We start from the raw sequence: 16,416 nt of genomic DNA on the forward strand, positions 1-16,416 counted from the left end.
TTGACAGATCTGCCCAACCTGCCCGTAACCCTGGATGACATCCAAGCCGCTGCCAAACTGCTTGACGGCGTGATCGCGCAGACCCCCATTGAGGTGTCGCGTGCGCTGGGACGGGAAACCGGCTCGGACGTGTACTTCAAGTGTGAAAACCTGCAGCGGGCGGGGTCTTTCAAGGTCCGGGGCGCCTATGTGCGCATGGCCAAGCTCTCCCCGTCGGACAAGGCCCGCGGCGTGGTGGCCGCTTCAGCGGGAAACCATGCCCAGGGGGTGGCGGTTGCCGCGGCCAGGCTCGGCATTGCCGCACGGGTGTACATGCCTCACGGGGTGGCCCTGCCGAAACTGGCGGCCACGCAGGGACACGGCGCAGAAGTTGTCCTGCACGGCCACAACGTAGACGAAGCGCTCGCCGAGGCCCAGCGGTACGCCGATGAAACCGGTGCTGTGTTTGTCCATCCGTTCGACAACGTGGACGTGGTGGCCGGCCAGGGAACCATCGGACTGGAACTCCTGGAACAGGTTCCGGACCTGGACACCGTCATCATGGGGGTGGGCGGCGGAGGGCTGCTCGCTGGCGTCGCCGTCGCCGTTAAGTCCCGGGCACGGGAACTGGGCCGGGACATCCGGATCATCGGAGTGCAGGCCGAAAATGCGGCGTCGTACCCGCCGTCGCTGGCGGCGGACGCCCTGGTGCCCCTGACCCGGGTGTCCACCATTGCGGACGGAATTGCCGTGGGCAGGCCGGGCCAGCTGCCGTTCTCGATCATCCGGGAGCTGGTGGACGATGTAGTGACCGTCAGCGAGGATTCCCTGGCCCGGGCCCTGATTTTCCTGTTGGAGCGTGCCAAGATGGTGGTTGAACCCGCCGGTGCGGTGGGGGTGGCTGCCCTGATGGACGGGAAGATCGAGAATCCCGGCACCACGGCCGTGATCCTGTCCGGCGGCAACATTGACCCCATGCTGATGCTGAAGGTCATCCAGCGGGGCCTGGCCGCCGCGGGACGCTATCTCGTGGTCCGGATCCTGCTTGACGACCGTCCAGGCTCGCTGGCCACCATCTCGCGGATCATTGCCGATGCGGATGCAAACGTCACCGGAGTGGACCACACCAGGGTAGGAGGATCCATCAGTATGGGAGACGTGGCAATCACCATCAACATGGAAACCAAGGGCCACGAGCACTGCGACCTGGTCCTGAAGAACCTGCGCGCGGAAGGCTTCCAGCCCATGGTGCTGGAAGGCTGACCCGTGCTCGCCCAACGGGCCCGGACCGCCCTGATCGGTTCGCTCGGTTTCGCCGCCCTGCTGTGGGCGGTTTACCTGCTCACCATGGTGTTTTCGCCTGTGGTTCTGCCGCTGCTGGGCATCCTGCCCCGCCACGTGGAGGGGCTCGACGGCGTCGTGTTCGCTCCGCTGCTGCATGCCGGCTTTGGGCACCTGGTGGGGAACACGCTGCCCTTGATTGTGTTTTCCTTCCTCACCCTGTTGGAAGGGATGCGCCGGTTCGCCTGGGTCCTGGCCATCTCCTGGCTGGCTTCCGGGATAGGCGTGTGGCTTTTCGGGAGCGGCCTGACGGTGGGTGTGTCCGGCGTGGTGTTCGGACTGTTCGCCTACCTGATGGTGCGCGGCTTCTACAACCGCAGCATTGTCCAGATCCTGCTCAGCGCCGTGCTGTTCCTGATCTACGGGTCCATCCTCTGGGGCGTGTTCCCCACGGCGCTGGGTATCTCCTGGCAGGCGCATCTGTTCGGCGCCGCCGGCGGTGTGCTTGCCGCCGTTCTCCTGCGGAACAGCCCCGGCACAACGCAAAAGCGGGCCCTCCCGTAGGAAGGCCCGCTTTGAGGGGAAGTTAGCCGGCGTAGGGCTTGGCGGAGATGATCTCCACCGGGATGCTCTTGCCGTTCGGGGCCAAGTACGTGGTGGAATCGCCCACCTTCAGGCCCGAGATGGACGCGCCAAGGGGAGACTTTTCGCTGTAGACGTCGATGCTGCTGTCCCCGGCGATCTCCCGGCTGCCCAGCAGGAAGGTCTCGACGTCGCCGGCCACGCGGGCTTCTACCAGCATGCCCGGCTCAACAATGCCGTCATCGGCCGGTGCTTCGCCAACGTGCGCAGTTTCAAGGAGCTGGGTCAGCTGGCGAATCCGGGCCTCGGTCTTGCCCTGCTCTTCCTTCGCCGCGTGGTAGCCGCCGTTTTCCTTGAGGTCGCCCTCAGAGCGTGCCTGCTCGATGCGGGCAACAATCTCCGTCCGTCCGGGGCCGGACAGGTGTTCCAGTTCCGCCTTCAGGCGGTCGTAAGACTCCTGCGTGAGCCAGGCGACAGATGCGCTGTTGGTTGACACGGGTATCTCCTTAAGTACATCCGGACCACCGATTGGTCCGGCGTGGCTGTTTGTTGCCCGCCGGCCGGATTGGCCTGACAAGCAAAGACCCCGCCGGGCGGGACCGGGCTGGTCTGCAATTCACAGATATTCTCTGCAGTTCACAGGACCCGGACACCTGGGCGGGGCTATTCGTGGTTCCCATACTAGTTTGCCTCCGGGCTTAACCCAAGATGCCGGGCTAAGACGGTCCGGCGGCTACTCGCCGGATCCCTCCACGAGCCAGCATGAGCCGACACCGCCGGTAACGCCGGGGGAATCGATGCGCAGCTCCTGCTTCTGGGCGCTGCTCGCGGGCACATCCGGACCCAGGATCACTGTTTTCCAACCCACGACGGCGTAGCTTTCGTTGAGCACCTGCACCGCGCAGGCCGCTGTTGAGCCGGGGGTTTTATCCACCCGGAAATCCACCACAGCGCGGCCTTCTTCCGGGAAGGAAAACCCGACGTCTTTGGACGTCACCGTACCTGCGGAAGAGGGGATGTTCATCAGGGCCGCCACTACGACGGCGGCGGCCACGGCGACCGAGGAAATGATGATGCCGGCCCGCCGGGACAGGCGCCGCTTTGGAGCGCCGTAGCGATTGGCTAATCTGGACTCGGACGTGGAAACGTCCGGCTGCTGGGGTGCCGACTTCTCGGGCTGACCAAACGGTGTGCTCACATGCCCATTTTAGCCGCCGATTCCACCGCCACATTCCGCTGACCACAGGAGTTGCCTTGTCTGCCCCCGATAGCACCACATCACGGCCCGCCGAGCCGCTGCGCCTGCTCGCAGTGCACGCCCATCCCGACGACGAGGCGAGCAAGGGCGCAGCCATGATGGCCGCTTACGCAGCCGCCGGCGTCGAAGTCATGGTGGCTACCTGCACGGGCGGTGAACAGGGCTCGATCCTTAACCCCGGAGCGGAGAACGATCCTGCGGGCAAACGCGACCTCGCCGGGCTGCGGCGCCGGGAAATGGCCGCCTCCCAGGCCGCCCTGGGTATTCACCACCGCTGGCTGGGCTTTGCCGACTCCGGTCTGCCCGAGGGTGATCCGCTTCCCGACCTGCCCTTCGGGTGCTTTGCACTGCAGCCGCTGGAACGGGCTGCCGCGCCGCTGGTGAAGCTCGTCCGCGAGTTCAGGCCGCATGTAATTGTCAGCTACGACGAAAACGGCGGCTACCCGCACCCCGACCACATCATGGCGCACAAGGTGGCGGTGGAGGCCTTCGAAGCTGCCGGCGACCCGGAACGCTACCCGGGCACCGGGCCGGCCTGGGAGCCGCTGAAGCTGTACTACGACCGCGCCTTCAACCCCGAACGTTTCCGCGCCCTGCACTTCGCCCTGGAAGAAGCAGGACTGCAGTCCCCGTATGCCGAGCGGATCGCCGCCTCGCAGGAGACCGACACGGAGGGCCACCAGCCGCCGGTACCAACCCATCCCACAACCACGCAGATTGAATGCGGGGACTTTTTCGAGGTCCGGGACCAGGCGCTGCGCAGCCACCGCACCCAGGTGGACCCCGACGGCTTCTTCTTCGCGGTCAGCGCGGACATGCAGCGCAAGGTGTGGCCGTGGGAGGACTACTCCCTGATCGAGTCCAGGGTGGAAACCGAACTCCCCGAGACCGACCTGTTTGCTGGCATACGATAGGGGCTGGGGACGTCTGATCCGCTGCCGTCTCGGCACAGAGTGAGCTTAGAGAGAGATATACCGTGAACTTCCTGTACAGCCTGCCTCTTGCCGTCACCCCGGCACCCGATGAAACGCTTGCGCCGGGGGTGGACCCGAAGGACGTCACGCCGGGCTTGCTGGGCTTCATTTTCACCCTGTTTATGGTGATTGCGATCGTCTTCCTGATCCGCGACATGACCAAGCGCATCCGCCGCGTCCGCTACCGCGAGCAGCTTGCAACGGAACTGCTCGAACGCGAAGCGGCAGCCGGACGCGGCGGGCGCACCGCCGCCCCTGCTTCCTCCGGGCAGACCCCGGCGGAAGGTTCGCACCCCTCAGACCCGGACAGCTCCGGGAAGCACCTGCATTAGGAGTACCAACCATGGCCGGGAGACTGCGGGACCAGGCATCGGCGTATCTGCGCCAGCACGCTGATAACCCGGTGGACTGGTGGCCCTTCGGCGAGGAAGCCTTCGCCGAAGCACGCCGCCGCAATGTCCCGGTATTTATCTCGGTGGGGTACGCCGCATGCCACTGGTGCCACGTCATGGCCCATGAGTCCTTTGAGGACGCCGCAACGGCGGCTTACCTGAACGAGCACTTCGTCTCGGTGAAGGTGGACCGGGAAGAACGGCCCGACGTCGACGCCGTGTACATGGCCGCCACGCAGGCCCTGACCGGGCAAGGCGGATGGCCCATGAGCGTCTTCACACTGCCGGACGGCCGAACCTTCTACGCCGGCACCTACTTCCCGCCGCAGCAGCTGCAGGGGGTGCCCGCGTTCCGGCAGGTACTTGAAGCTGTTTCTTCGGCGTGGCGGGACCGGCCGGAGGAAGTGGAAACCAGCGCGGCGCAGATTGCCGCCCACCTGGCCTCGGCCCAGGACGGGAACCGGCGCCTGGTAGGAGCTCTGGACCTCGCTCCCGGCACCTCCGGCGCCTTGTCGCCGGAGGTGCTGCCGGCCGCCGTCGCAGCCGTAGGGGAGCAGGAAGACACCCGCTTCGGCGGGCTGGGCGGTGCCCCGAAGTTCCCGCCGTCGCCGTTACTGCGTTTCCTGCTGACCTACGGAGCCGGCGGCGGGGCCGGGTCCGGCGCCGCTGCCGCCCTGGCGGACCGCACGCTTGAAACCATGGCCCGCAGCGCACTGTATGACCAGCTGGAAGGCGGCTTCGCCAGATACACGGTGGACCGCGCCTGGTCCGTGCCTCACTTCGAGAAGATGCTCTACGACAACGCCCAGCTCCTGCGGCTCTACGCGCACTGGAGCCGCTTGGCGCCCGCCCCGGCCCAGCGGCGTCTCGCCCTGCGGGTCAGTACCGATACTGCCGGCTGGTTGGCCAAACGCCTCCTGGTGGACGGCGGGGGATTCGCTTCGTCCCTGGACGCCGACACCGTGGTGGACGGCCGGCGCCGGGAAGGAGCCACCTACGTCTGGACCGGCGAGGAACTGCGAGCCGTACTGGCCCGGGCGGGTGCCGGCACCGAGGCAGACGCAGTGCTGGATCTTCTGGACTTGGAGACCGGGCGGATGGAGGAGGGCGGATCCACCCTGCATTTCGGGCGAAGCCTCGACCCGGAAGAGGAGCAGCTGTGGCTGCGCTGGAGCCCGGCCCTGCTGGCGGCGCGCGACTCGCGGCCGCAACCCGAACGCGACGACAAGGTGGTGGCGGGCTGGAACGGACTGGCTATCGCTGGCCTGGCCGACGCAGCCCTGGCCTTGGCGGACGCTGACGACGCCGGCGCGGGCCCCGAGTCCCTGCCCCATGCCGGGGCCCTGAACCTGGCCCGGAACGCGGCGGAGTACCTGCTGCGGGTCCATTATCGGGACGGGGTCCTCATCCGGGTGTCGCACAACGGCACGGCCCGGGGGATCGAAGGGCTGCTCGAGGACTACGCCGGGGTGGCCGAGGGCCTGTTCGCCCTCTTCGCAGCCACCGGGGAAGAGCGCTGGTACCGTGCAGCCGAGGAACTGGTCCTGGCCGCCGAACAGCGGTTCATCACCGACGGCGTCCTGCAGGACACCGCGGTGCGTACCGGACAGCTCTCTGCGGCGCAGGGAGCGGTGGCCTCCGCGGACCCGCTGGACGGGCCTGCTCCGAGCGGTACCGCACTGTTCGCCGGTGTGCTGGTGACCTACGCCGCCTATTCCGGCTCCTCCCGGCACCGCGCCCTGGCCGAGGCACTCCTGGCCCATGTGCAGGTGGTGGGAGCCCGTGCGCCCCGCGCCGGCGGTTGGGCGCTCTCGGTGCTGGCCCAGGCGCTGGAGGGGCCCCGGGAACTGGCCGTAACCGGCACCGACTCGGAGCTGGTGCAGCACCTGCTCCGGACAGGGAGGGCCGCCGGCGGACCGGCTGTGGTGACGGCCTTCAGGGAGGGTGCGGGCACCGGTGGAGACTCCTCCGTCCCGTTGCTAAGGGACCGAGGAGCGCCGGAGGGCTCAGCCCTGGCCTACCTGTGCCGCGGCATGGTCTGCAGCCGGCCGGTGTCTGATCCGGAAGCGTTGGCCGAACAGTTCGGGAACCGGCAGCCCTAGTGGCCCGCGCCGAGCACGGCGGACATGATTGCCACGTAGTGGCACGCGAACCCTGCCAGCGTGAAGGCATGGAAGATTTCATGGAAGCCGAACCATTCCACTGACGGGTTGGGGCGCTTCATGGCGTAGATGACCGCTCCTGCAATGTACATGGCTCCTCCCACGCAGATGAGCCATGCAGCCGCCGGGCTCGCACGGTAGAAGTCGGGAATGTAGAAGAGCGCGGCACAGCCCAGCGCAATGTAGACCGGGGTGTACAGCCAGCGCGGCGCGTTCAGCCACAGCAGCCGGAAGGCGACGCCCACGAGGGCGCCGGCCCAGATCAGCCACAGCAGGGTTGTCGCACTTCCCCGGGGCAGCAGTGCCCAGGCCAGGGGGGTGTAGGAACCCGCAATCACCAGCATGATGTTGGTGTGGTCCAGGCGCTTGAGTACCTTCTTGACCTTGGGTGACCAGTTGCCGCGGTGATAGACGGCGCTCACGCCGAACAGCAGTACACCGGTAAAAGCGTACACAGCGGAGGCGATCCTGGTGCCGGTTGTGGGGGAGAGGATTACCAGGACAATGCCTGCTGCCAGCGCAAGCGGCGCAGCACCTGCATGGAACCAGCCGCGCAGGCGCGGCTTGACTTCGAGTTCTTCGGCGAGGGATTCAACCACACTTTCCAACGGGCCCGGGGCTACCCGGGAGTCGGGATCATGCTGAGCGGGGACGCCGTGTGGCCGTGCGGAAGATGATGACGAATCCATAACGGAAATTCTAACCTACGATCGGGTAACTTACGGTTGGGTAAGCGGGCGGCAGGGCCGGGTTGCGCGCTGCCGGGGCGAGCTAGCGGTAGCCTAGGAGAAGATTTTTTCTTCTTTAGGCAGACCCGGGCTGCAGCAGCCCGTCTGCTCCGCCCGGACCTGGCAGGTGAGGCAAGCTATGAAATTCCCCGGTGTTGTCTACGCCCTCTACGAGCGTAAGCTCCGTCGGTCCCTCAGCGGGGCGCGGCTGCCCGAACACATCGGCGTGATGGTCGATGGAAACAGGCGGTGGGCGAAACTCGCCGGTGCTCCCACCAGCGACGGGCACCAGGCCGGAGCGGATAAAATCCTCGAATTCCTCGGCTGGTGCCAGGAACTCGGCGTCCGTATGGTCACTCTGTACATGCTCTCCACCGACAACCTTAACCGTGACGCTGGCGAGCTTGAACCGTTGCTGGACATCATCGGGAACACCTTGGACCGGCTGGGTGAAGAGGGCAACCTGCGGGTCCAGCCTGTGGGGGCCCTCGAGATCCTTCCCGAAAGGCTGGCGAAGCAGCTCACCGAACTCGGGAACAGCACCGGCGACGCCGACGGAATGCACGTGAACGTGGCCATCGGCTACGGCGGACGGCGGGAGATCGTTGACGCCGTCAAGGAACTGCTGCAGGACGCCGACAGCGAGGGCAAGACAATTACGGACGTCGCAGGCGAGATTTCGGTCACCCGGATTTCCGAGTACCTCTACACCCGCGGGCAGCCGGATCCGGAACTGGTCATCCGCACCTCCGGCGAGCAGCGGCTCTCCGGATTCCTGATGTGGCAAAGCGCGTACAGCGAGTTCTACTTCTGCGAAGCCCTGTGGCCGGATTTCCGGCGCGTGGACTTCCTGCGTGCCCTGCGTGACTACGCCAGCAGGCAGCGGCGCTTCGGTTCCTGACAGCCTTTCCCCGCGAAGAGCCTGGGGTCTTCCCCGGGGGGAGGGCCGTGTCCTGCTGCCGCCCGGTACCGGGCGGGCGTACTTTGGTGCTAGCGGTCAGCACGGAGCCGGCCGGAACGCAGCACAGTCCAGCAACCGGGGCCCGGGGGCGGCCCCTGATGGGAGTCCGCAGTGGCAGCTGACCAGTTTGTGCAGGCCTTGGAACGCACCACCTTTGTATTGGACACATCGGTACTGCTGTCCGATCCCCGGGCGATCCTGCGGTTCGCCGAACACGAAGTAATCCTCCCGCTGGTGGTCATCACCGAGTTGGAGCGCAAACGCCAGGACCCCGAGCTCGGGTACTTTGCCCGGAACGCCCTGCGGCTGCTCGATGAGCTGCGGGTGCAGCACGGCGGACTTGGCGCACCCATACCGCTGGGGGAGAGCGGCGGAGTCCTTAGGGTGGAACTGAACCACGTCTCCACCGACGTACTGCCGGCCGGGATCCGGGGCAGCGACAATGACAGCAGGATCCTGGCGGTGGCCAAAAGCCTGGCCGATGAGGGCCGCAGCGTCACGGTGGTGTCCAAGGACCTGCCCATGCGGGTCAAGGCCTCGGCCGTGGGACTGGACGCGGACGAGTACCGCAACGGCCTGGTGCGCGATACCGGCTGGACCGGAGTGGCGGAACTGGAAATCTCTGACGCCGACATGGCGCTTCTGTATGACCACCAGCCGCTGTTCCACCCTGAGGCAGCGGATCTTCCGGTCAACACCGGAATGGTGCTGATGGCCGGGCGCGGCTCGGCCCTGGGCCGCGTAGGTACGGATAAGCGGCTGCGGCTGGTGCGCGGGGACCGCGATGTCTTTGGCCTGCACGGCCGGTCCGCGGAGCAGCGACTGGCCATTGACCTGCTGATGGACCGGGAAGTGGGCATAGTATCCCTGGGCGGCAGGGCAGGGACCGGCAAATCCGCCCTGGCCCTGTGTGCCGGACTGGAGGCGGTCCTGGAGCGCCGGGAACACCGGAAGGTGGTGGTATTCCGCCCCCTGTACGCGGTCGGCGGGCAGGAGCTGGGATATCTGCCCGGCTCCGAGTCGGAAAAGATGGGACCCTGGGGCCAGGCTGTGTTCGACACGCTGGAGGCACTGGTCTCGCCGGAAGTGGTGGAGGAGGTCCTGGACCGCGGCATGCTCGAGGTGCTGCCCCTGACCCATATCCGGGGCCGGTCCCTGCACGACTCCTTCGTGATCGTGGATGAGGCGCAGTCGCTGGAGAAAAACGTGCTGCTCACCGTGCTCTCCCGCATCGGCCAGAATTCCAAGGTCGTCCTGACGCACGACGTCGCGCAGCGGGACAACCTGCGCGTGGGCCGTCACGACGGCGTGGCTGCGGTGGTGGAAACGCTGAAGGGACACCCGCTGTTCGGGCACATTACGCTCACCCGGTCCGAGCGTTCCCCCATTGCGGCCCTGGTGACGGAACTGCTGGAAGAGGGGCAGATCGGCTAGCTTGTCCACATCTGGAGGACGTCGCCTGCACAGCCCGGGCCCGGGGCATAGCGTGTAGCCATGGCTGGCACACTGGCGGACTACTGGACTGCTCCCGGCGGCATGCATGCCGGCTGGCTGCTGGGCCTGGCGCTGGCATGGTTTGCGGTGCTGGCCGTCCGCTTGAGCGCTGCCGATATCCGCACCCGGCGCCTGCCGGATGCGCTGGTGCTTCCCTCGTATCCCGTGGCTGGAGCCCTGCTGGCCGCCGCTGCGCTGGCCGTCGGGGAGTCCGGACGGATTGCCGGCATGCTGCTGGGTGCTGCTGGTCTGGGGGCCGGGTTTTTCGTCCTGCGGTTGCTGAATCCTTCCGGGCTGGGCCTTGGCGACGTCAAACTGGCCGGGCTCCTGGGGCTCTACCTAGGTTTCCTTGGGCCGGGCCACGTGCTGGCGGGAACCGTGGCTGCGTTTGTGTTCGGCGGGATATGGGGCCTGGGGCTGATCCTTTCCCGGCGCGGGACGGCATCCTCCACGTTGCCCTTCGGGCCGTTCATGCTCCTGGGTGCCGCCGCGGCTATGCTGGCGCCCGGCCTACAGTAGAGGCATGCCTACTCCTGATTTTGTCCTGTCCCTGCGTGAGAGGATCGGACACGATCCGCTGTGGCTTCCCGGCGTGACCGCCGTCGTGTTCAACTCCGAGGGGCAGGTGCTGTTGGGCCGCCGCTCCGACAACGGCCGCTGGGCGCTGGTCACCGGCATGCTGGATCCAGGGGAGGAAGCAGGTCCCGGCGCCTTGCGCGAGGTCGAGGAGGAGACGGGGGTAAGGGCTGAAATCGAGCACCTGATCCATGTTGGCGCGCACGGCCCGGTCACCTTTCCCAACGGGGATGTATGTTCCTTCCTGAACCTGGCGTTCAAGTGCCGGTACGTTTCCGGCACGGCACGCGTGAACGACGACGAGTCCACCGAGGTGGGCTGGTTCGCACTGGAGAACCTGCCGCCGCTGAGTGACCGGCACAAGATGCTCATCGACCTGGCGCTGACCGCCGACGGCGTGCCCGTCTTCCAGCGCTGAGCAGGGCTTCAGAACAGCCGAACAGCCGAACAACCGAACAACAGAACAGCCGAACAACTGAACAGCCGAAAGGGGCCTCCCCGCAGCAGCGGGACGGCCCCTTTCGGCTGTTCCAACCCAGTTCCGGACGAAGAGCGTCCCGGGGGCGGTTACCGCTCGCGGTAGGGATTCTCCGGAGCCTGCTCCGGGGCTACCCGCGTTCCCGTAGTCTCCGTCGCCGGGGGCACGGCTTCGGCCGAGGGATCTGCGTGTCCGGACTTCGGAGCGGTGCCGTTGAGTGCGGCCAGGCGTTCGGCCTCCAGCCGGTCCGCCTCTTCCCCGCCCACTGCTTCCCCGCGCGCGACCATTCCGGCCACGTCGGAAAGCGGAATCTGCTTCAGGAAGAAGGCCAGGACCAGGGCGATCACCAGGAATGGGATCAGGTACCAGAACACCGGGGCAAGGGAATCGGCGTAGGCGGTGACAATGCCGTCCCGGAGCGGTTCCGGAAGGGTTTCCAGCACGGAAGGCTGCAGGGTGGCCGTTGCTTCCCCTGCGGCAGAGGCATCGAACCCTGCACCGGCGAAGGTTGCTTCCAGCTTGTCCGCGAGCCGGGACGTGAACATCGCACCGAAGATCGCGACACCCAGTGATGCGCCGACTTCCCGGAAGTAGTTGTTGCTGGAAGTCGCGGTGCCGATCTGGTCCACCGGAACGGAGTTCTGCACCACCAGCACCACAACCTGCATGATGTAGCCGAGGCCCGCGCCGAATACGAACAGCTGCGCGCAGATCACCCAGACGGGAGTGTCGGCGGACAGCGTGGTCATCCACAGCATGGCCGCAATAATCAGGACGGCGCCCATGATCGGGTATTTCTTGTACTTGCCGGTCTTGGTGATGGCCAGGCCGGAGTAGATCGAGGTGCCCATCATGCCCACCATCATCGGCAGCATCAGCAGGCCGGAGACGGCTGCGGAGGTGCCGGTGGACATCTGCAGGAACGTGGGGACGAAGGCCAGGGCCGCGAACATGCCCATGCCCAAGGTGAAACCGATGGCCGTGCTGTTGACGAAGATCGGGTTCCGGAAGAGGCTGAGCGGAATGATGGGATCGGCTGCGCGGCGCTCGATCATTACGAAGATCAGGGCCGCCAGGAGCATCCCCGCGCCGAAGAGCAGGGTTGCCGGGTCCGTCCAGCCGTAGTCGTCCCGGCCGCCGAAATCGGTGAAGAAGATCAGGCAGGTGGTTGCAATGGAGAGGAACACCACGCCTCCGACGTCGATCCGCTTTTCCGCCTTTTTGGTGGGAAGTGTGAGTGCGAAGAACGCAATGAGGAAGGCAATGATGCCGATGGGAATGTTGATGTAGAAGGCCCACTGCCAGGTCATGTGGTCAACGAAGAAGCCGCCCATCAGCGGCCCCGCCACGGCGGACAGTCCGAAGATGCCGCCCAGCGGTCCGAGGTACTTGCCCCGCTGGTTCGCCGGCACGATGTCGGCAATGATCGCCTGGGAGAGGATCATCAAGCCGCCGCCGCCCAGGCCCTGGATGGCCCGGAAAATCACGAAGCCCCAAAAATCGGTGGCGAAGGCGCAGCCAACGGACGCGGCGGTGAACAGCGCGATGGCGAACAGGAACAGGTTGCGCCGGCCCAGTACGTCACCGAACTTGCCGTAGATCGGCATCACGATGGTGGTCGCCAGCAGGTAGGCGGTGGTGATCCAGGTCTGGTGCTCGACGCCGCCGAGTTCCCCGACGATGGTGGGCATGGCCGTGGAGACAATGGTCTGGTCGAGGCTGGACAGGAGCATGCCCGCGATCAGTGCGGAGAAAATGATCCAGATGCGTTTCTGGGTCAGCAAAAGCGGCCCGGGGGCGCTTTTCGCGGTGGTTGTCATTCGGTGTCCTTGGCGGGGTTGGCGGGGTCAGGGGAATCAACGGGTTCGGTGGAACCTGTGGGGGCGGGTAAGGAAGACGGTTCGGCGGGCAGGGACAGCGGTTCCGCTGCCGAAAACACTTCGACGGCGGCATTCACCGCGGTGACGAGCGTGCTGCGGTAGGACGCCGTGTTGGCCGGGTCAAAGAAGACCATGCCGGCCCGCTGGACGAGTGCTCCGAAGAGTGCCACCAGGACGGCAATGCGCGGATCGTCCGCAGGAAGGGATTCCCGGGCCGCAACCATCCGTCGGAATTCCTCCTCGGCTTCGCGGGAACCGTGCATGGCTTTGGAAATCAGCCGCGGCTCGGCGCTGATGGCCTCCTTGAGCTGGGCCATTTCCGTGCGCGACATAGCCATGCGCTCGGTCATGCCGACCGCAAGTTCCACAAAGTCCGGCACGAGGGTGGAGGACAGTGTCCCGGGTGCCGATGATGCGCCGCCCTCAATGAAGCGCCGGACCAGGTCCTCCGGGAGGTCGTCAGCCGGCGAGCCGAGGATGGCGTCTTCCTTGGCGGGGAAGTAGTTGAAGAACGTCCGGCGGGAAATGCCGACCCGTTCACAGAGCTGTTCCACGGTGAAGCCGTTCACGCCCTTGGCTGCAGTGAGGGTGCGCGCAGCAGCCGTTATGGCAGCCCGGGTGGCGGTGCGCTTGCGTTCCCGCAGGCCCCCGCAGTCCTCATTTGTTGCACTATTACTCACGCGGTAAATGTTTGCACTATGGACTGGCATGTGCAAATTCCATCAGGAGAGGGACGGGAAAGGGCACCCGGAAAAACCGGATGCCCTTTCGCCGGAGCTGCGCGTGGCGTGCTGCAGGCGGCGTTTGTGCTGCCTGCTATGCCTGGGGCGGCTTCGTCATCGAGAGGACGTCCAGGGCCTTGTCCAACTGTTCCTCGGTCAGTTCGCCGCGTTCCAGGTAACCCAGGTCTTCAACGGCCTGACGGATGGTCTTGCCTTCCTTGACGGAGTACTTGGCGATCTTGGCCGCGTTCTCGTAGCCGATGAACTTGTTCAGCGGGGTGACGATGGACGGGGATGCTTCGGCGAGATAGCGGGCACGCTCAACGTTGGCTTCGATGCCGTCAATCATCTTGTCCGCCATTACGCGGGAAGAATTGGCCAGCAGCCGGATGGACTCCAGCAGGTTCGCGGCGATCACCGGGATGCCGACGTTGAGTTCAAAGTAACCGAACGTGCCGGCCCAGGCGACGGCGGCGTCGTTGCCTACTACCTGTGCGGCCACCTGCATAACGGCCTCGGAAATGACGGGGTTGACCTTGCCCGGCATGATCGAGGAGCCCGGCTGGAGGTCGGGAATGGCGATTTCGCCCAGTCCGGTGTTGGGGCCGGATCCCATCCAGCGCAGGTCGTTGGCGATCTTGGTAAAGGATACGGCGATGGTGCGCAGCATGCCGGAAACCTCAACCAGGGCGTCACGGTTGGCCTGTGCCTCGAAGTGGTCGCGCGCTTCGGTCAGCGGCAGTCCGGTGTCGGCGGCCAGCAGTTCGATGACCCGCTGCGGGAATCCGGCCGGAGTGTTGATGCCGGTGCCGACGGCGGTGCCGCCAAGCGGGACCTCCGCCACGCGGGGGAGGGAGGCCTGCACCCGCTCGATGCCGTAGCGGACCTGGGCGGCGTACCCGCCGAATTCCTGGCCCAGCGTTACCGGCGTGGCGTCCATCAGGTGGGTCCGTCCGGACTTAACCACGTCCTTGAACTCTTCGGCCTTGCGCTCCAGTGACACGGCAAGGTGGTCAAGGGCCGGGATCAGGTTGTTGAGCAGTGCCGACGTAGCTGCCACGTGCACGGAGGTGGGGAAAACGTCGTTGGAAGACTGCGACGCGTTAACGTGGTCGTTCGGGTGGACGGTGGTTTCGCTGCCAGCGTCCCGCAAAGCACGGGTAGCCAGCTCGGCGAGGACCTCGTTGGTGTTCATGTTCGAGGATGTACCCGAACCGGTCTGGAAGATGTCGATGGGGAAGTGGCCGTCATGCATTCCAGTGGCGACGGCGTCGGCTGCCTTTTCAATGGCCCGGGCGCGCTCTTCGTCGAGCACCCCCAGTTCGGCGTTGGCAGTCGCAGCGGCCTTCTTGATCCGGGCGAGCGCTTCGATGTGCGAGGTTTCCAGCATGGTGCCGGAAATGGGAAAGTTCTCGACCGCGCGCTGCGTCTGTGCACGGTAAAGGGCGGCGGCCGGAACCCGGACCTCGCCCATGGTGTCGTGTTCGATGCGATATTCGGAGGTGTCAGAAGTCATGTCCCCAAGCCTAGTGTCCCGACCCGCCGCAGTAGAAACCGCTGCGCCGCAGCGCAAACCACTACTTGGGCAGTGCCGAACGCAGGACGGCGGGGTGTTCCAGTGCGCCGAACCCGGAGACCAGCTCTGCGTTGCCCTCGGCCAGGCGGTAGGACAAACCGATGACGGCCACGCGTCCGTCCTCCACGGCGTCGGAGATGACCCGCGAGCTCTCCACCAGGCGCTCGGCGGTCTGCTTGGTGTGCTCCACCACCATGTCGTTGACCTCAAACAGGTTCTTCCGGTGGGAGGCCAGTACGGACGGGGTGATCCGCTCCACCAGGGAACGCACGTATCCGGTGGGGGTTTCGCCGGTGTCCACTGCTTCTTTCGCAGCGGTGACCGCGCCGCAGCTGTCATGGCCGAGAACCACAATCAGCGGCACGTTGAGCGTTCCTACGCTGTATTCAAGGGAACCGAGGACGGCGTCGTCGATTACCTGGCCCGCGGTGCGGACTACAAAGGCGTCCCCAAGACCGAGGTCGAAGATGATTTCCGCAGCGAGGCGCGAATCCGAGCAGCCGAAGATGACGGCAAAAGGATTCTGGCCCTCCACCAGTGAACTGCGGCGCGGGGCGTCCTGGTTCGGATGGTTGGCGCTCCCGGCAACAAAGCGTTCGTTGCCTTCACGCAGTTTCTGCCAGGCCTGGGCGGGGGTGATCATCTTTTCTGTCTCCACGGTTCCGAGATTACTCCTTCGGCGGCCGGACGCCGTAGTGCTTTCCTTGGCGCCCGGCATCAGTGGCCGCGCAGGTCCTCCACCACGTGCTCGGCCAGGACATCGAATTCGCTCAGCTCTCCGGAGCCCGTGAGCACCACGGTCAGGCCCTCGACCTCGGCCACCATGGATGCCTTCCCGCTGGAGGAATCCCGCAGTTCCCACGTCACTCCGCCGGCCTGCCGTTCCCCGGCGACGGCGGAGTCGCCGGTCGACTCGTACACCCAGGTGGGATTGGCCGCATTGGTCTCGGTGAGGGCAATAAATTCAGTTCCAGGCGTGACATATCCCACCTCCCACGTGGGCACGCCGTTGTTCTCTCCGGTGTTCCAACGCGCGTAATTGGCCGTCCAGCCATCGGGAAGCTCAGGGTCCAGCGGGCTGTAGCCGGCATCCCCGGCAGCCTGGTTGGCCGCAGCTGTGACATCGACATTGCGTGCCTGCATCTTGGGGGACGGATTCAGCAGCACCGGCACCAGGCACAGCGCCAGCGTCAGGCCGGTGGCGATCAGCATGCCCATCACGGTGGCATTGGCCCGCTTGGCCTGCTTGGTGGTCAGGACCGGCGTCACCGCGTCTTCGGCCTGCTGGGGCTGCTGGGGATCAGGCTGCGTTTCACTCACCCCTCCATATTCTCTTATGCGGCGCTGAACTCCTACTCCGCAAAACCCGCTCC

The 16,416-nt window shown here is 65.9% G+C and carries 17 protein-coding genes; 9 read left to right on the forward strand and 8 right to left on the reverse strand.

Annotated elements, in window-relative coordinates:
- Together ilvA and LJ754_RS13215 are read left to right on the forward strand one after the other, a co-directional pair.
- Nucleotides 1–1,242 (forward strand): threonine ammonia-lyase, encoded by a 1,242-nt coding sequence (gene ilvA / locus LJ754_RS13210; protein ID WP_227926946.1) that lies wholly within the window; start codon nt 1–3, stop codon nt 1,240–1,242.
- Nucleotides 1,243–1,245: 3 nt separating this feature from the next.
- Nucleotides 1,246–1,824, forward strand: a complete 579-nt coding sequence (locus LJ754_RS13215; protein WP_227926947.1) for a rhomboid family intramembrane serine protease — start codon at nt 1,246–1,248, stop codon at nt 1,822–1,824.
- 22 nt (nt 1,825–1,846) lie between these two features.
- Here the strand turns inward: LJ754_RS13215 and greA are convergent, their stop codons facing one another.
- Together greA and LJ754_RS16765 are read right to left on the reverse strand one after the other, a co-directional pair.
- A complete protein-coding gene (gene greA, locus LJ754_RS13220) occupies nt 1,847–2,338 on the reverse strand; it encodes a transcription elongation factor GreA (RefSeq protein ID WP_227914081.1) in 492 nt (163 codons plus the stop codon).
- A gap of 237 nt (nt 2,339–2,575) precedes the next feature.
- Nucleotides 2,576–3,040: a DUF4307 domain-containing protein gene (locus tag LJ754_RS16765; RefSeq protein WP_227914082.1), complete on the reverse strand. Its 465-nt coding sequence runs from the start codon at nt 3,038–3,040 to the stop codon at nt 2,576–2,578.
- 56 nt (nt 3,041–3,096) lie between these two features.
- Here LJ754_RS16765 and mca point away from each other — a divergent pair, with 56 nt between their 5' ends.
- The 3 genes from mca (at nt 3,097) to LJ754_RS13240 (ending at nt 6,568) form a co-directional block, all read left to right on the forward strand.
- Nucleotides 3,097–4,014, forward strand: coding sequence for a mycothiol conjugate amidase Mca (gene mca, locus LJ754_RS13230; protein WP_227914083.1), 918 nt, complete (start codon nt 3,097–3,099; stop codon nt 4,012–4,014).
- 62 nt (nt 4,015–4,076) lie between these two features.
- Nucleotides 4,077–4,406: a hypothetical protein gene (locus LJ754_RS13235; RefSeq protein WP_227926948.1), complete on the forward strand. Its 330-nt coding sequence runs from the start codon at nt 4,077–4,079 to the stop codon at nt 4,404–4,406.
- An 11-nt stretch (nt 4,407–4,417) separates the two neighbouring features.
- Entirely contained in the window at nt 4,418–6,568 is a 2,151-nt protein-coding gene (locus LJ754_RS13240; RefSeq protein WP_227926949.1) for a thioredoxin domain-containing protein, read from the forward strand.
- On the opposite strand, the gene trhA is transcribed toward LJ754_RS13240, so the two are convergent.
- On the reverse strand, nt 6,565–7,317 hold the full coding sequence (gene trhA, locus LJ754_RS13245; protein WP_227914086.1) for a PAQR family membrane homeostasis protein TrhA: 753 nt from the start codon (nt 7,315–7,317) through the stop codon (nt 6,565–6,567). The two genes, LJ754_RS13240 and trhA, sit on opposite strands and share 4 nt — an antisense overlap.
- Before the next feature lie 178 nt (nt 7,318–7,495).
- Between trhA and LJ754_RS13250 the strand changes: the two genes are divergently transcribed.
- The 4 genes from LJ754_RS13250 (at nt 7,496) to LJ754_RS13265 (ending at nt 10,805) form a co-directional block, all read left to right on the forward strand.
- On the forward strand, nt 7,496–8,257 hold the full coding sequence (locus LJ754_RS13250) for an isoprenyl transferase (RefSeq protein WP_227914087.1): 762 nt from the start codon (nt 7,496–7,498) through the stop codon (nt 8,255–8,257).
- A gap of 171 nt (nt 8,258–8,428) precedes the next feature.
- A complete protein-coding gene (locus tag LJ754_RS13255; RefSeq protein ID WP_227914088.1) occupies nt 8,429–9,751 on the forward strand; it encodes a PhoH family protein in 1,323 nt (440 codons plus the stop codon).
- A gap of 60 nt (nt 9,752–9,811) precedes the next feature.
- A complete protein-coding gene (locus LJ754_RS13260; RefSeq protein WP_227926950.1) occupies nt 9,812–10,330 on the forward strand; it encodes a prepilin peptidase in 519 nt (172 codons plus the stop codon).
- Between the two features lie 4 nt (nt 10,331–10,334).
- The gene (locus LJ754_RS13265; RefSeq protein ID WP_227926951.1) at nt 10,335–10,805 is read left to right on the forward strand and encodes an NUDIX hydrolase; all 471 of its coding nucleotides are present in this window, start codon (nt 10,335–10,337) and stop codon (nt 10,803–10,805) included.
- Nucleotides 10,806–10,954: 149 nt separating this feature from the next.
- On the opposite strand, the gene LJ754_RS13270 is transcribed toward LJ754_RS13265, so the two are convergent.
- The 5 genes from LJ754_RS13270 to LJ754_RS13290 all read right to left on the reverse strand — a co-directional run bounded on the left by LJ754_RS13270 (nt 10,955) and on the right by LJ754_RS13290 (nt 16,363).
- Nucleotides 10,955–12,685, reverse strand: a complete 1,731-nt coding sequence (locus LJ754_RS13270) for an MDR family MFS transporter (protein WP_227926952.1) — start codon at nt 12,683–12,685, stop codon at nt 10,955–10,957.
- Nucleotides 12,682–13,425: a TetR/AcrR family transcriptional regulator gene (locus LJ754_RS13275; protein ID WP_227926953.1), complete on the reverse strand. Its 744-nt coding sequence runs from the start codon at nt 13,423–13,425 to the stop codon at nt 12,682–12,684. Before LJ754_RS13275 ends, LJ754_RS13270 begins: the two co-directional genes overlap by 4 nt.
- Nucleotides 13,426–13,561: 136 nt before the next feature.
- A complete protein-coding gene (locus tag LJ754_RS13280) occupies nt 13,562–14,983 on the reverse strand; it encodes a class II fumarate hydratase (RefSeq protein ID WP_227926954.1) in 1,422 nt (473 codons plus the stop codon).
- A gap of 61 nt (nt 14,984–15,044) precedes the next feature.
- A complete protein-coding gene (locus LJ754_RS13285; protein WP_227914141.1) occupies nt 15,045–15,686 on the reverse strand; it encodes a carbonic anhydrase in 642 nt (213 codons plus the stop codon).
- 74 nt (nt 15,687–15,760) lie between these two features.
- Nucleotides 15,761–16,363: a DUF4245 domain-containing protein gene (locus tag LJ754_RS13290; protein ID WP_227926955.1), complete on the reverse strand. Its 603-nt coding sequence runs from the start codon at nt 16,361–16,363 to the stop codon at nt 15,761–15,763.
- Nucleotides 16,364–16,416 lie beyond the last annotated feature (53 nt).

It is taken from the genome of Arthrobacter sp. zg-Y40 (assembly GCF_020731535.1).
Classification (GTDB): domain Bacteria; phylum Actinomycetota; class Actinomycetes; order Actinomycetales; family Micrococcaceae; genus Arthrobacter_B.